General features: G+C 71.9%; 17 protein-coding genes. 4 read left to right on the top strand and 13 right to left on the bottom strand.

Going from position 1 to position 14,023, the window contains the following annotated elements; translation table 11 throughout:
* The first annotated feature begins 129 nt into the window (after positions 1–129).
* On the top strand, positions 130–732 hold the full coding sequence (locus FV227_RS12190) for an exopolysaccharide biosynthesis protein (protein WP_147727042.1): 603 nt from the start codon (positions 130–132) through the stop codon (positions 730–732).
* Positions 733–754: 22 nt separating this feature from the next.
* On the opposite strand, the gene FV227_RS12185 is transcribed toward FV227_RS12190, so the two are convergent.
* Genes FV227_RS12185 through FV227_RS30325 form a run of 3 tightly spaced genes read right to left on the bottom strand, consistent with a single transcriptional unit; the run spans position 755 to position 2,609 of the window.
* Positions 755–1,618: a metal ABC transporter permease gene (locus FV227_RS12185; protein ID WP_147727036.1), complete on the bottom strand. Its 864-nt coding sequence runs from the start codon at positions 1,616–1,618 to the stop codon at positions 755–757.
* The gene (locus FV227_RS12180) at positions 1,615–2,478 is read right to left on the bottom strand and encodes an ABC transporter ATP-binding protein (RefSeq protein ID WP_246686445.1); all 864 of its coding nucleotides are present in this window, start codon (positions 2,476–2,478) and stop codon (positions 1,615–1,617) included. Before FV227_RS12180 ends, FV227_RS12185 begins: the two co-directional genes overlap by 4 nt.
* Positions 2,475–2,609, bottom strand: a complete 135-nt coding sequence (locus tag FV227_RS30325; RefSeq protein WP_279592978.1) for a hypothetical protein — start codon at positions 2,607–2,609, stop codon at positions 2,475–2,477. Before FV227_RS30325 ends, FV227_RS12180 begins: the two co-directional genes overlap by 4 nt.
* 138 nt (positions 2,610–2,747) lie before the next feature.
* On the opposite strand from FV227_RS30325, the gene FV227_RS12175 reads away from it, so the two are divergent.
* Positions 2,748–3,248 (top strand): Fur family transcriptional regulator, encoded by a 501-nt coding sequence (locus FV227_RS12175; RefSeq protein WP_147727035.1) that lies wholly within the window; start codon positions 2,748–2,750, stop codon positions 3,246–3,248.
* A 29-nt stretch (positions 3,249–3,277) separates the two neighbouring features.
* Here the strand turns inward: FV227_RS12175 and FV227_RS12170 are convergent, their stop codons facing one another.
* Positions 3,278–4,783, bottom strand: coding sequence for an undecaprenyl-phosphate glucose phosphotransferase (locus FV227_RS12170; protein ID WP_147842239.1), 1,506 nt, complete (start codon positions 4,781–4,783; stop codon positions 3,278–3,280).
* Between the two features lie 543 nt (positions 4,784–5,326).
* On the bottom strand, positions 5,327–5,665 hold the full coding sequence (locus FV227_RS12165) for an antibiotic biosynthesis monooxygenase (protein WP_147842240.1): 339 nt from the start codon (positions 5,663–5,665) through the stop codon (positions 5,327–5,329).
* 407 nt (positions 5,666–6,072) lie between these two features.
* Between FV227_RS12165 and FV227_RS12160 the strand changes: the two genes are divergently transcribed.
* Complete coding sequence (locus FV227_RS12160) at positions 6,073–6,486, top strand: helix-turn-helix transcriptional regulator (protein WP_147727032.1); 414 nt, start codon at positions 6,073–6,075, stop codon at positions 6,484–6,486.
* Positions 6,487–6,563: 77 nt separating this feature from the next.
* Here the strand turns inward: FV227_RS12160 and FV227_RS12155 are convergent, their stop codons facing one another.
* From FV227_RS12155 to cbiE, 4 genes are read right to left on the bottom strand one after another with little or no spacing between them, the layout of a single operon-like run.
* The gene (locus FV227_RS12155; RefSeq protein WP_147859011.1) at positions 6,564–7,880 is read right to left on the bottom strand and encodes a cobyrinate a,c-diamide synthase; all 1,317 of its coding nucleotides are present in this window, start codon (positions 7,878–7,880) and stop codon (positions 6,564–6,566) included.
* Complete coding sequence (cobM, locus tag FV227_RS12150) at positions 7,877–8,677, bottom strand: precorrin-4 C(11)-methyltransferase (RefSeq protein WP_147859010.1); 801 nt, start codon at positions 8,675–8,677, stop codon at positions 7,877–7,879. The genes FV227_RS12155 and cobM overlap by 4 nt, the downstream gene beginning before the upstream one ends.
* Positions 8,674–9,210 carry a cobalamin biosynthesis protein gene (locus tag FV227_RS12145; protein ID WP_348642523.1) on the bottom strand — a complete coding sequence of 179 codons (537 nt, stop codon included), beginning with the start codon at positions 9,208–9,210 and terminating at the stop codon, positions 8,674–8,676. Before FV227_RS12145 ends, cobM begins: the two co-directional genes overlap by 4 nt.
* Complete coding sequence (cbiE, locus tag FV227_RS12140) at positions 9,207–10,451, bottom strand: precorrin-6y C5,15-methyltransferase (decarboxylating) subunit CbiE (protein ID WP_147859008.1); 1,245 nt, start codon at positions 10,449–10,451, stop codon at positions 9,207–9,209. Before cbiE ends, FV227_RS12145 begins: the two co-directional genes overlap by 4 nt.
* On the opposite strand from cbiE, the gene FV227_RS12135 reads away from it, so the two are divergent.
* Positions 10,450–11,214: a cobalt-precorrin-6A reductase gene (locus tag FV227_RS12135; protein ID WP_147728989.1), complete on the top strand. Its 765-nt coding sequence runs from the start codon at positions 10,450–10,452 to the stop codon at positions 11,212–11,214. The two genes, cbiE and FV227_RS12135, sit on opposite strands and share 2 nt — an antisense overlap.
* Here the strand turns inward: FV227_RS12135 and cobJ are convergent.
* From cobJ to FV227_RS12115, 4 genes are read right to left on the bottom strand one after another with little or no spacing between them, the layout of a single operon-like run.
* Complete coding sequence (cobJ, locus tag FV227_RS12130) at positions 11,190–11,945, bottom strand: precorrin-3B C(17)-methyltransferase (RefSeq protein ID WP_147728990.1); 756 nt, start codon at positions 11,943–11,945, stop codon at positions 11,190–11,192. The genes FV227_RS12135 and cobJ overlap by 25 nt on opposite strands.
* Positions 11,942–12,736 (bottom strand): precorrin-2 C(20)-methyltransferase, encoded by a 795-nt coding sequence (locus tag FV227_RS12125; protein ID WP_147728991.1) that lies wholly within the window; start codon positions 12,734–12,736, stop codon positions 11,942–11,944. The genes cobJ and FV227_RS12125 overlap by 4 nt, the downstream gene beginning before the upstream one ends.
* Positions 12,736–13,368, bottom strand: a complete 633-nt coding sequence (locus FV227_RS12120; RefSeq protein ID WP_147859007.1) for a precorrin-8X methylmutase — start codon at positions 13,366–13,368, stop codon at positions 12,736–12,738. The genes FV227_RS12125 and FV227_RS12120 overlap by 1 nt, the downstream gene beginning before the upstream one ends.
* Positions 13,365–14,018 carry a hypothetical protein gene (locus tag FV227_RS12115; protein WP_281407517.1) on the bottom strand — a complete coding sequence of 218 codons (654 nt, stop codon included), beginning with the start codon at positions 14,016–14,018 and terminating at the stop codon, positions 13,365–13,367. The genes FV227_RS12120 and FV227_RS12115 overlap by 4 nt, the downstream gene beginning before the upstream one ends.
* Positions 14,019–14,023: the final 5 nt, after the last annotated feature.

The following is a 14,023-nucleotide window of genomic DNA, read 5'->3' as shown; positions in this document are numbered from 1 at the left end:
TTCTGAAGCTTCTAGGCCTGTCGGTTTCCCGCGGACGGTGCGCCGCCGGGGAGGGGGCGAGGCCCATGCTTGGCGGCGGTGCCGAACTCGGCTAGAGCCCGCGCCGGGACAGCAACCTGCGGCCACGTTTTGTATTCCGGTGCCCGAACGTCCGACGTCCTCACGGTTCTCGCCAGCCAAGAGGGAGACCGCCTGACCGTCGGCGACATCGTCGCGGTGCTGCGGGACCGTGCCTTCGCGCTGCTCGTGGTGCTGCTCGGCCTGCCGAACTGCCTGCCGATGCCGCCGCCGATCCCCCTGGTCTGCGGCCTGCTGCTGCTGCTCGTCGCCGTGCAGATCGCGATCGGCAAGTCGTCGCCCTGGCTGCCGAAGGCGCTGCTGGGACGATCGGTCGCCCGGAAGGACGTCGAGCGGGCCGTCAAGCGCGCCGTGCCGGTGCTGCGGCGGCTGGAGCGTTGGTCGCGGCCACGGCTCAGCGTGTTCGAGACGGCGCTCGGCATGCGCGGCATGGGCATCGCCCTGCTGACGCTGTCGCTGGCGCTGATCGTCGCCGCGCCGGTGATCGGCCAGATCCCGCTCGGGCTCGCCGTCTGCCTCGTCGGCCTCGGGCTGGTCGAGCGCGACGGCATCCTGGTGCTGGTCGGTCTCGGGATCGGGAGCCTGGGCGTGCTGCTCAATGCCGGCTTCGCCTACGCGATCGTCGCCGGGATCATGAGCCTGTTCCACCTCTGAACCGCGATCGTGCGGCTCCGCCTCACGCCTCGAGATGCCGCGGCTTCACCAAGCGGTAGAGCAGCCCTCCGCGCGGGCCCGCCAGCATCGACACGAGATAGAGCGCGCCGGCCGCCAGCACGATCGCCGGCCCGGTCGGCAGGTCGAGATGGTAGGACAGGCTCAGGCCCGAGAAGCTCGCCACCACCGCGATCAGCATCGAGGCCGGGATCAGCGTGCCGAGCCCGCGCGCCCAGAACCGGGCGGCGATCGCCGGAAGCAGCATCAGCCCGACCGCGAGCAGGGTGCCGAGCGCCTGGAACCCGCCGACGAGGTTCATCACCACGAGGCCGAGGAAGGCGTAGTGCACCGGACCGCCGCTGCGGCTCACCGTGCGCAGGAACAGCGGGTCGACGCATTCCATCACCAGCGGCCGGTAGATCAGCGCGAGGCCGAACAGGGTCGCCGTCGCGATGCCGCCGAGCAGCAGCAACGCCGGGTCGTCGAGCGCCAGCACCGTGCCGAACAGGATGTGCAGCAGGTCGATCTGCGAGCCGCGCATCGACACCAGCAGCACGCCGGCGGCGAGCGAGATCAGGTAGAACGCGGCCAGACTCGCATCCTCGCGGATCACGGTCGAGCGGGTGACGAGGCCGGCGAGCAGGGCGACCGCGAGCCCCGCGACGAGCCCGCCCAGCGTCATCGCCGGCAGCGACAGGCCCGCCACCAGGAAGCCGACGGCGGCGCCGGGCAGGATGGCATGGCTCATCGCCTCGCTCATCAGGCTCATGCGTCGGAGCATCAGGAACACGCCGACCGGCGGCGCCGAGATCGACAGCGCGAGGCAGCCGACCAACGCCCGGCGCATGAAGCCGAACTCGACGAACGGCGCGAAGGGATCGATCACGCCGCGGTCTCGTGCTGCTCGGGTGGGGCCGGGCGATGGTGATGCCCGTGCGTGTGATCGTGCCCATCGTCGTGCCCGGACCCGTCGGGTGCCGGGGCGACTTGGGCATGGTCGTGGGCGCAGATGGCGGCGTCCTCGTCCCAGGCCTCGGACAGGCGGGTGGCGCGGGCGAGGTTCTGCGGCGACAGCACCGAGGCCGTCGCGCCCCAGGCGACCGGCTCCCGCGCGAGCAGGAGCGTCTTCGGGAAGTACGCACGGACCTGCGCCAGGTCGTGCAGCGCCGCGACAATGGTCCGGCCCTCGACGTGCCACGTGCGGATCAGCGCGATCAGGTCGGCGGTGGTGCGCGCGTCGACTCCGGTGAACGGCTCGTCGAGCAGGAGCACCTGCGCGTCCTGGAGGATCAGGCGCGCGAACAGCGCGCGCTGGAACTGGCCGCCCGAGAGGGTGCCGATCGGCCGTGCCTCGAAGCCGGACAGCCCGACGGCGTCGAGCGCCTTCAGCACGGCGCCTCGATGCCCGAGCAGGCTCCGCCAGGCGCCGGATCGGCGCCACAGGCCCATGCTGGCGAGATCGAGGACGCTCAGGGGGAAGCTGCGGTCGATCTCGTCCGCCTGCGGCAGGTAGGCCAGCGTGCGGGCCGGCATGCCGCGGTGGATCTGCCCGTCGAGGCTGGGGATCTCGCCGATCAGCCCTTTCAGCAGGGTCGACTTGCCGGCGCCGTTCGGGCCGACCAGCGCCAGCAGGTCGCCGCGGTGGATGGTGCCGTCGAGGTGGTGCACCGCCGGATGCCGGTCGTAGCCGAGCGTCAGTCCGTCGAGGCGGATGTCGCCGGCGGCCACGGGCGTGCGCGCGGTCACGCGCCCAGCGTCCAGGCGATCGCCAGCCAGAGCGGCGCGGCAAGCGCGGCGGCGAGGCCGAGGCGGAACGCCAGGCCGCTCTGGAACAGCGATGCGGCCGAGGAAGCCGGCGGGCGGGATCTGGGTCTCAAGGGGACGATCTTCGTCGAGGGTGCGCGAGCGCCGAAGGCCGATCCGTTGCCCGGACCGGTGGCGCGGCCTATAATCCGTGGTGATACACTGTAACACCGGCGGCGTTCAATCGGGGCGCCCCGGCCGCAAGGATCGGGATGCACGATCACGCCGGGCACGAAGGGGAGGCGTGCGACGCGGAGCACGCCGCCGCGACGATGGCGCGTGCCGAGAAGCTCTGCCGCGACAGGAGCCTGCACTTCACCAAGCTGCGGCACGACGTGCTGCAGGCCGTCGCGGAGACGGGCAAGCCGATGGGTGCCTACGACATCGCCGAGCGCCTGAGCGGGCCGGATCGCCGGGTGGCCGCCGTCTCGGTCTACCGCGCGCTCGACTTCCTGACCGAGAACGGCCTCGTCCACCGCATCGCCAGCCGCAATGCGTTCGTGTCCTGCGCGCACGAGCACGGCGCGGGAGAGGGGCTGGTGTTCCTGATCTGCCGGAGCTGCGGCGGCATCGACGAGACCACCTCGCCCGAGATCGAGGCCGGGCTCGGGCGCACCCTGGAGCGGGCGGGGTTCCGCCCGGCGAGCCGGATCCTCGAGGTCGAGGGCGAGTGCGGCGCCTGCCACGGGCGGCAGTCCGACGGCGCCCACTGATCCCGGGACGCCGCTCGCGGAACTCCGGCTCAGAACGCGTTGCGGTAGGCGCGGCGCGAGAACACCGTCTGGAACATGATCTGGATGTCGAACCAGATCGACCAGTTGTCGATGTAGTGCAGGTCGTGGTTGACCCGGCGCTCCATGTCGAGGTCGGTCAGGGTCTCGCCGCGCAGGCCGTTGACCTGCGCCCAGCCGGTGATGCCGGGGCGGACGTTGTGTCGGCGCGCGTAGAGGGCGATGCGTCGCTCGAAGCTGCGGTCGTGCGCGAGCGCGTGCGGGCGAGGCCCGACGAGCGACATCTCGCCCTTCAGCACGTTCAGGATCTGCGGCAGCTCGTCGAGGTTGGACCGGCGCAGGAAGGCACCGATGCGGGTGATGCGCGAATCGTTGCGCGAGGCCTGCTTGAACACCGCCTCCGCCTCGGCCTTCATGCTGCGGAACTTGAACACGCCGAAGGGTTGCTGATTGAAGCCGTAGCGCTTCTGCCGGAAGAACACCGGGCCGGGGCTGTCGAGCTTGATCGCCACGGCGATGGCCGCAAGCAGCGGGCTCAGCGCGACGAGGGCGATCGTGGCGAGCGTCACGTCGAGGAGGCGCTTCAGCAGCACCTCGGCCATGCTCAGCGGACGGCGGCCGATGTTGATGCCGGAGAGGCGGCCGACCCGGGACACCTGCATGTCGGGGAAGCGGTCGAGCACGGAACCGGGGCGCAGGTGCAGCGCCGCCGGCACCCGCAGGAACGCGTCGATGCAGCGCTCCACCTCGGCGGTGTCGGCCCAGGGCACGAGGATGAAGACGTCGTCGGGGCGCAGGAAGCGCACCACGGAGACCGCGAGGTCGAGATCCTCCGACATCTGCGCATGGCGGGTGGCCTCGTCCGCGCGGGCGTCGACCCGGCGGAGATAGCTGGTGCCGACGACGCGCAGGCCGAGCGAATCGGCCTCGTTGCTGGCGTAGAATCGGGCGATGTCGTCCTCGAAGCCGACGAGGTGGACGCGGCTCACCGAGGCGGAAGCCGGCGTCACGCTGCGGCGCACGAGCCCGATCATCGCCGCATGCGCCAGCATCAAGACCGGCAGGCCCGAGACGAACACGGTGAGGGCGACGACGCGCGAGACCTCGTTCGTCGTCTTGGTGATGAAGCCGACCACGAGCGCCGCAGCCCAGGCGACGACCCACCGGGCCGCGCTCTTCTGCAGCGACGCCTTCTGCGCCAGCATCGCCTCGATCGCGTATTCCTCGCGCAGGGCGGACGTCGCGACGATGACGATCGCCAGCAGACCGGAGAGCTGCAGGCCCCAGCTCGCCGAGAACGGCATCATCTCGCCGTTCAGAAGGAAGAAATAGCCGTATTCGACCACCATCGTCGTGATGACGATCGACAGGATGTCGGTCATCGCCACCGAGGCCGAGATGCCGATGCGGAACGCGCCGCGGCTCCGACGCGGGAGCAGCGCCGTCCATACATTGCGCCGCCGCTCCGCCGAAGTCGGCAGCGGCTGGAAAGTCTCAGGCAGGCGATCTTGAAACATCTGGCGCGCCATGTTCCGAACTGAACCGGACGGTGTCCCGAAACGACACGGATCGCGCGTCGAGAAGAGCACTCTTGGACTATGGAGCAAGCGTAGGGCCGCGATCACGACACCCGTCACCTTGCGCGAGATGACTCGGCCTTAAGGGTCCGACCAGCGCCTCGCAACGCGAGCAAACTACTGAGAGAGGGTTTCGTCAGGATCGCGTCGATCACGCGCAATCGAGTCGCAGCGGCCGTCCTACGCCGTCACGGACCCGACGGCTTCACGGTCAAGCTTCACGTTCGAGTGATGGCGGTTCCGGTGCGGGTCGGAGGCACGCCCCTCGTGCCGACGCGGTGGGATGCAGCGATGCGTGCCGAAGACGCGCTTTGGCGTGCATGCGTCGGCGGCCCGCCGCGCTTCGGCTTCGAGCGTGCCGGAACCGTTTTCGACGCGGGGGCGCCGATCGCGCCCCGCTCGCATCACGCCGGAGGAGACGAGCCGGCGGCCGGGATGGAGGAACCTCGGCGGTCCCGCCTTCGGGACGCCGAGGCCGTGTGATCAGGCCGCTGCGACGTCGCCGCTCGCCCCGCCGACGGTCTGGATCGTCTCGAAGCCCTCGAATTGCGGGTGGCCGAGATAGAGCGGCTTCGTCGTCGGCACGCGGCCGTGCGCCTTGCGGAACTGCTCGGAGCGGGTCCAGGCCTCGAAATCGGCCTTCGACCGCCAAATCGTGTGCGAGGCGTAGAGCACGTGATCTTCCGCCTCGGGTCCGCGCAGAAGATGAAACTCGACGAAGCCCGGCATCTCGCCGAGATGACTGTCGCGGCCGAGCCAGACCTGCTCGAAATCCGTTGTCGATTCCTTAACCACTTTGAAACGATTCATCGCAATGAACATCAATGTCTCCATGATGTGGTGGCATCTCGCCACCACCCTGATTCCAACGCCCGAATCTGCGTAATTCGTACCGAGGACCGCTTCGGTAGGCCGACGCCACCTGTCGAACCAACATACTATAGTTTTAGCGCAGGCTCGTAGCGTCGCAGCGCAAACGTCGTGACAAGGCCTCGATCTGATCGATCTAAGCTTGCATTCAGATTTATTTCGTGTCCTAGTTGTCTTCAGTTGAGGCGCTCAGGTGGCTATCCCTTCGCTCTGACAAGACGTTGGCACGGCACCGTGACGGGCGCGAGGTAGGTGGCGGCCTCCGCAACCGGCTGTCAATCTCCCGGTCGGCGTGTCGACCGTCCGAGGATGACGGTCACCCACCCGGTCGCGACCGCGAAATGGGATTGTGTCTGACGATGATGCCCAAACAGACCACCGACGTCGACCGCCTCGTCGGTCTCCGCATCACCGCGCTCCGCAAGGCGCGAGGGCTGAGCCAGACGGCCCTCGGGACGGCGGTGGGCGTCACCTTCCAGCAGGTCCAGAAGTACGAGAAGGGGCAGAACCGCGTCGGCGCGGGGCGCCTGCGCGAGATCGCGCGCCTGCTCGAGGTTCCGGTCTCAGCCTTCTTCGAGGAGAAGGAGGAGGGCGCGGCGCCGAAGGAGGACGTGTTCGGCTTCCTCAGCGCCCACGGCGCAATCGAGCTGCTGCGGGCCTACGCGCTGATCGAGAACGACCAGATGCGCCGCGACGTGCTCGCGATCGTGCGGACGGTGGCCAAGCTCGGCCATGGCCAGGCGGACACGGCCGAGGCCGAAGCCGCCGAGTGAGCCGGGACGGTCCGCCCCCGATCGGGGCGGCGCTCGTCTCCGATCGCTGAGCGCTGCCGGCCCACCGTCGTCGTCCGTCAGTCGTCGAGCGCGATCAGGTGGAAGAACGTGCCGGTGACGCGGCCGCGCCGATGCCCGGCAAACCCGAGATCCGTCCCTTCCGCGTCGGCGACCCGACAGAACGCTTCGTCCTCGGAGGGCGGCGGGGTCGACTCGCTCGCGTAGTGGAACTCGTGGCCGACGAGGCGCAGCCCCGCCCGCCCCAGAAGCCCATCGGCGATGGGATGTGCGACGCGATACCCGAGATGCAACTTGCGCGACTTGTACGAGGTCGCGACCGGCAAAAGCCCGGCCATCGGATGCTGCATGCCGGCGGCATCCTCGAGGCTCTCGCCCAGAACCATGTAGCCGCCGCACTCGCCGTGCACCGGCCGTGTCTCGGCAAAGCTGCGCAGGCCGCCGAGGAAGGTCGTCGCCGCGGCGATCCGGCCGGCATGGAGCTCGGGATAGCCGCCGGGCAGCCAGCACACGTCGCACCCCTGGCTCGGTGCCTCGTCGGCGAGCGGCGAGAACGGCACGATCTCCGCGCCCGCCGCCCGCCAGCCTGCCGCCTGGTGCGGATAGAGGAAGCTGAACGCGGCATCGGCCGCCACCGCGATGCGCTGCCCCGGCGGGCGGGGGAGGGCGCCCGCGCCGGCGGGAACCGCGCCGCCGGCCGCAGCCAGGATCGCATCGCAATCGAGACCTTCGACGGCGAGATCGCCGAGGCGATCGAGACGGGCGTCGAGGTCGGAGGTCTCCCGCGCCTGCACGAGGCCGAGATGGCGCTCCGGCAGGACCAGCGACGCATCCCGCATCAGCGCGCCGAGGACCGGGATCCCGACGCGGGCGAGCCCGGCTTCGACGAGGCGGCGATGGCGGGCGCTGGCCACCTTGTTCAGCACCACGCCCGCGATTCTGACGCGCGCATCGTAGAGCGAGCAGCCGAGCGCGATCGCCGCCGCGGACTGCGCCGCCCCCGACACGTCGAGCACCAACAGCACGGGCCAGCCGTAGCGGGCGGCGATGTCGGCATTCGCGCCGGTGCGGCCCTCGCCGGCTCGGACGCCGTCGAACAGGCCCATCGATCCTTCCGCCACGACGATGTCGGCGTCCCGCACGGCGAACCCGGCGACCGCGTCGAGGAGGGCAGGGCCCATCGCGAAGCTGTCGAGGTTGACGCTCGGAAAGCCGGTCGCCGCCTCGTGGAAGGCCGGGTCGATGTAATCGGGCCCGCACTTCACCCCGCGGACGCGCAAGCCGCGACGGGCGAGCGCGCGCATGAGCGCGAGCGTCACCGTGGTCTTGCCGGAACTCGACCGCGGCGCGGCGACGAGGATGCCGGGAACGCTCATGCGTTCGCGTCCTCGTTGTCGATGCCCGTGCTGCCGACCGCCCCGCCGGGCCGGAACCGGCGGTCGTAGTCGGCCGCGTAGAGCGCGCTCTCGCGAAAATCCTCGGCGCCGAGCGCCGGCCCGACCAGGATCAGCGCCGTGCGCTCGATCCCAGATCCGGCGACCTGCCCCGCGATCGTCGAGAGCGTTCCGGTGATCACCCGCTCGTCCGGCCAGGAGGCGCGGAACACCACGGCGGCCGGGCAGGGCGCGCCGTAGAACGGCACGAGCTCGGCGACGACCTTGTCCAGAATGTGGATCGAGAGGTGCAGCGCCAGCGTCGCGCCGGTGGCGGCGAAGCCGGCCAGCGTCTCGCGCGCCGGCATCGCGCTCGCCCGCCCGGAGGTGCGGGTGAGGACGACCGACTGCGCCACGCCCGGCACGGTCAGCTCGCGCTTCAGCAGGGCCGCCGCCGCGGAGAAGGCCGGGACGCCCGGCGTGACGGTGTAGGCGATCCCGATCCGGTCGAGCCGCCGCATCTGCTCGGCGAGCGCGCTCCAGATCGACAGGTCGCCGGAATGCAGCCGGGCGACGTCCTCGCCGCGCGCATGCGCCGCCTCGATCTCCGCGACGATCGCGTCAAGGTCGAGCGGCGCGGTGTCGACGATCCGCGCGCCCGGGGGGCACCAGCCGAGGATCTCCGGCGCGACCAGGGAGCCGGCATAGAGGCAGACCGGACAGGCCGCGATCCGGTCGCGCCCGCGCACGGTGATGAGGTCGGGAGCGCCCGGCCCGGCGCCGATGAAATGGACGGTCATGCGGTCACGATCTGCGCCGTTCGGGCGCGCTGGGATATGGGTGTCTTCGATCGGCTAACGGCGCCCGCATCCTTCCCTACCCCCGCAGAGGGGGGACGGAAGAGGGCGCTGGCCTCATCGGCCTCGCGCATCGCCTCGTCGCTCGCTAGGCCCCGCGCCGCGAGCGCGCAGGTGGCACGTCCGTCGTCGATGCGGGCGAGGATCAGGCGTCCGGTTTCGCCGGCGACGGCGAGCGCCGCCGCCTCGGCGAGCGAGCCGACGCCGCGCGATCGCTCGATCCGGGCCGAGCGCGTCGGCACGCGCGGGTCGACCGTGCGAAGCGCTTCGGCATCGACGGCGATGGGCGTCAGGCCGAACGCGCCGGCGGCGTCCCGGATCGCCGGCTCATCGGCTCGGTCGGCGGCGGTGGCGATCGCGACGAGCGCTCCCTCGCACGCTGCCTGCGCGATCGCCCGCCGGATCAGCGCGACGATCGCGTCGGGGGGCACGCCGTGGCGGAAGCCGATGCCGGCGACGAGGCGGGTCCCGGTCACGGCTTGGTCCAGGCCCATTGCGTCACCGGCATCGCCGCACGCCAGCCGTGCAGCCCGCCGACCGGATCGGCGCGGGCGATCGACAGGCGCCGCAGCGTTCCGCCCCGGGTCGAGAAGGCGGCGAGCAGCACCGCCTCGGCCTCCAGCGTCACCGCGTTGGCGACGATCCGGCCGCGGGACCGCAGGCCGCCGAGCGCCGCCGGCAGAACGCCCGGCGCGGAGACGCCGCCGCCGATGAAGATCGCATCCGGCGCCGGCAACCCGGTCAGCGCATCCGGCGCCACCCCGTGGACGATGGTCAGCCCGGGGGCGCCGAGGGTCTGCGCGTTGCGGGCGATCCGCTCGACGCGAGACGGATGGGCTTCGATCGCGGTCGCCCGCATCGCGGGATGGCGCAGCATCCACTCGATGCCGATCGAGCCGGCGCCGGCGCCGACGTCCCACAGCAGCTGGCCGGCGAGCGGGCGGAGCGCCGCCAGCGTCACCGCGCGGATCTCGGCCTTGGTCAGCTGGCCGTCGTTCTCGAACCACGCATCGTCGAGCCCCGGGGCGAGGCCGACCGGCCGGCAGCCGGGCTCGCCCACCACCTCGATCGCCAGGGTGTTCAGGGCGTCGACGTCGCCGAGGTCGAAATCGCGCGCGCATCGGGTCCGAACAGTCTCGCGCGGACCGCCCATCGCCTCGCATACGGTGATCGGCGATGCGCCGAAACCGCGCTCGGTCATCAGCGCGGCGACCGCCGCCGGCGTCGTGCCGTCCCAGGACAGCACCAGCAGGCGGGCGTTCGGCTGCAGGTGGCGGACGATCTGCGCGAGCGCCCGCCCGTGCAGCGTCAGGCAGGCGCACTCGGCGAGCGGCCAGCCGAGGCGGGCGCAGGCGAGGCTGAAGGCCGAGGGCTGCGGAAACGCCCGAATCTCGGCGGCCGGCACGATCCGGGCGATCTCGGCGCCGATGCCGTAGTGGAACGGGTCGCCGGTCGCGAGCAGGCAGGTCGGCGTCCCGCGCCGTGCCAGAATTTCAGGGTAGGCGTCGGAGATCGGGCTCGGCCAGGTTCGCAGCTCCGCGTCGAGCGGGCCGGCGAGCGCGAGGTGACGACGGCCGCCATAGACCACGCGGGCGCCGTCGAGCGCCGCGCCGGCGGCGGGGGAGAGCCCGTCGCGGCCGTCCTCGCCGATGCCGACGATCGCGAGCCAGGGATCGGGCCTCGACACCGGTTCGGGCCTATCGGACAAGGCGGCCATGCGGATCCTCATCCTCGGGGGCACGACGGAGGCCAGCGCCCTCGTCCGCGGCCTTCTCCCCCATTCCGGCCTCTCCGTCACGTTGTCGCTGGCCGGGCGCACCGCGGCGCCGGTCGTCGACGTGGTTCCAACCCGCATCGGCGGATTCGGCGGCCCGGAGGGCTTGGCTTGCTACCTGCGCGAGCAGGCGATCGACCGGCTTGTCGATGCCACCCACCCCTTCGCCGCACGCATCGGTAGAAACGCTTATGGGGCCGCGGAAGCTGCCGGCGTCCCGCTCCTGGCGATCCGCCGCCCGGCCTGGACGCGGAAGCCTGGAGACGCCTGGACCGAGGTCGACACCGTGGCCGGTTGCGTCGCGGCGCTGGGGGACGTTCCGCGCCGCGTCTTCCTCACGGTCGGCCGCATGGAAGTCGCGGCCTTCGCGGCCGCGCCGCAGCACGACTACGTCGTGCGCACGATCGAGCCGCTCGGGGATGCGCTGCCGGTCCCGCGCCTCACGGCGATCCGCGCGCGCGGACCGTTCGACGCCGCCGCCGAGATCGTGCTGATGCGCGACGCGTCGGTCGACGTGCTCGTCACGAAGAATGCCGGGGGGGCGGCGACCTACGGAAAGATCGCCGCTGCGCGGACACTCGGCTTGCCGGTGGTGATCGTCCGCCAGCCGTGGAAGCCGATGGTCGACGCGGTCGCCGATGCCGCCGCGGCCGTCGAGCGGCTCGTCGGCGCGGGCCGCGATCATGCGACGCTGCGCGGCGTGTAGACGAACGGCCGCTCGCCCGGCCCGCGCTCGATCAGCCGGGTGGTCGAGGCACCGATGATGACCATCGTCGCCATGTCGGCGGTCGCGTCGCGGGCCTCGGCCAGCGTCATCACGCGGATCGCCTCGTCGGGCCGGGTGACGGCCCGGGCGAAGATCACCGGCGTGTCGGGGTCGCGGATCTCGGCGGCGATCCCGAGGGCCTTGCCGAGCTGCCAGGGCCGCGCCGACGAGATCGGGTTGTAGAGCGAGACCACGAAGTCGGCGCGCAGCACCGCGTCGAGCCGCGCCGTGATCACCTCCCACGGTTTGAGATTGTCCGAGAGCGAGAGCGCGCAGAAATCGCCGCCGAGCGGCGCGCCGAGGCGCGCGGCGGCCGCCAGCATCGCGGTGATGCCCGGCTCGACGGTGATCGCGAGGTGGCGCCAGGCCGGATCGCCGTGCTCCACCGCCTCGAAGACCGCCGCTGCCATCGCGAACACGCCGGGATCGCCGCCCGAGACCACGGCCACCCGCCGGCCGGAGGCTGCGAGTTCCAGCGCATGGCGGGCGCGGTCGACCTCGACGCGGTTGTCGCTGGCGTGCCGCGTCAGGCCGGGCCGATCCGGCACGCGCGAGACGTAGGGAATGTAGCCGATCAGGTCCTCGGCCGCATCGAGCGCGGCCTGCGCCGAGGCGGTGAGCAACCCGGCATCGCCCGGCCCGAGGCCGATGACCGCGAGGCTTCCGCTCACGGCCGGCGCCCTTCGCCCGGCACCAGCACCATCGAGAAGTACGGGGCCGCGTCGTCCGGCTTGTCGGCCAGCGGCACGACATGCTCGCCGGCCATGGTCCCGCGCTCGACGTAGACCGCACGCGCCAGAAGGCCGGCCTCGTGCAGGGCGGCGCGGACCTTCGGCAGGTGCCGGCCGAGCTTCATGATCACGGCGGCGTCGGTCGTGGCGAGGCGGGCCGCGAGGTCAGCGGCCGGCAGCGTCGCGGGCAGGATCGTGAGCACGTCGTCGCCCCAGGTGATCGGCGTCCCGGCCTTGGTCCAGCAGCCGGACATGCCGGTGACGCCGGGCACGACCTCGACCGGGAAGCGGTCCTTGAGCCGCCGCCACAGATGCATGAACGAGCCGTAGAAGAACGGGTCACCTTCCGACAGGATCGCCACGTCGCGACCGGCGCCGAGGTGGTCGGCGAGCTGCCCGGCCGCGTCGTCGTAGAAGGCGGCGAGTGCCGCGACGTAGTCCGGGTGATCGGGGTGGAGCTCTGTGGTGTAGGGGTAGGCCAGCGGGAACTCGCGGGTCGCGTCCGGCGGGAGCACGGCATCGGCGATGGTGCGGGCGTTGCCGCGCCGGCCCTTCTTGCAGAAGTGGACCAGCACCGGCGCGCGCTCGAGCACCCGCATCGCGCGAACGGTGAGGTAGTCCGGGTCGCCCGGCCCCATGCCGACGCCGAACAGCGTGCCGGTGACGACCGCGATCGGCCTGTCCGGCTGCTCGGCAGGCTCCTCCGCGAAGCGGTTCTCGGCCGAGTCCATCACTCGATCTCGTTGGCGAGCGCGTTGACGGCCGCCGCGGCCATGGCGCTGCCGCCGCGCCGCCCGTGCACGACGACGAACGGCACGCGCCCGTCGCGCGCGAGCGCCTCCTTCGACTCGGCCGCGCCGATGAAGCCGACCGGGATGCCGATCACCGCCGCCGGCGGCGCGACGCCCTCGTCGAGCAATTCGAGCAGGCGGAATAGCGAGGTCGGCGCGTTGCCCACCGCCACGACGCTGCCGGGCAGGTGCTCGCGCCACAGCTCCATCGCGGCGGCCGAGCGCGTGGTGCCCATCTCGGCCGCCATCGCGGGCACGCGCGGGTCGGTCAGCGTGCAGATCACGCGGTTCTCGGCCGGGAGCCGGGCGCGGGTGCAGCCGTCGGCGACCATCCGCACGTCGCACAGGATCGGCGCGCCGGCGCGCAGAGCCGCCTCGCCGGCCTGGGCGAAAGTCTCGGACATCTCCACGTCGGCCGGCAGGTCGGTCATGCCGCAGGCGTGGATCATCCGCACGACCACGCGCTCGGCCGCACCGGACCAGCGCACGAGGTCGGCCTCGGCACGGATCATCGCGAAGGACCGGGCGTAGATCGCGCCGCCGTCGCGCAGGTATTCGTGGCGGGCGCTCATATCGTGGTCCCGATGGCTGGCTCGGCGAAGGCTTGCCGAGGGGAGGGGGAGGGGCCGAACGCCTGTGCCAGCGTACCGGATTTCGCCCTCCATACGCGCTCCAGCGCCGCGTCGAAAGTCAGTTCCAGAGCCGGCGCATCGCCGGGCGAGCCGTCGAGGACGACGCCGTAGCGTCCGTTGCGGGCGACCAGCGTCAGGTCGGCGCGGGCCGGATGGGCGCAGCCCTTGGTGCAGCCGGAGACGTGCGCGGTCATCCCGCTCGCGGCGAACGGCCGGAATGCCTCGGCGAGCCGTGCGGCATCCGTGCCCGTCGGCGTCGAGCCCGAGGCGCAGGCCGGCGCGCCGGGGCAGGTCGCCACCGCCCGACGCGGATCGTCCGGTGCGGTGACGAAGCCGGCGGCGGCGAGGTCGGCAAGGGCCTCGCCGCGGCGATGTGACGGCACGCCACGCATCGGCAGCACGAAGCCGCGCGTCGGCGAGACGCGGACCTCGTCGATGCCGAGACCGTCCGCGACCTCCGCCAGCCGATCCAGCATCGCCGCCGTGCTGCGGCCAAAGGGTGCCGCGATCTCAAGGCACGAAGATGCTCGGTCGGACAAAGCGGGTTTCCCGCCCCCCTCCGTGGGGGAGGGTGGGCCACTTTCCCCCACGGAGG

Origin of the sequence: Methylobacterium sp. WL119 (assembly GCF_008039875.1) — a bacterium.
Taxonomy (GTDB): domain Bacteria; phylum Pseudomonadota; class Alphaproteobacteria; order Rhizobiales; family Beijerinckiaceae; genus Methylobacterium.
This window is presented reverse-complemented; position numbering and strand designations above follow the sequence as displayed.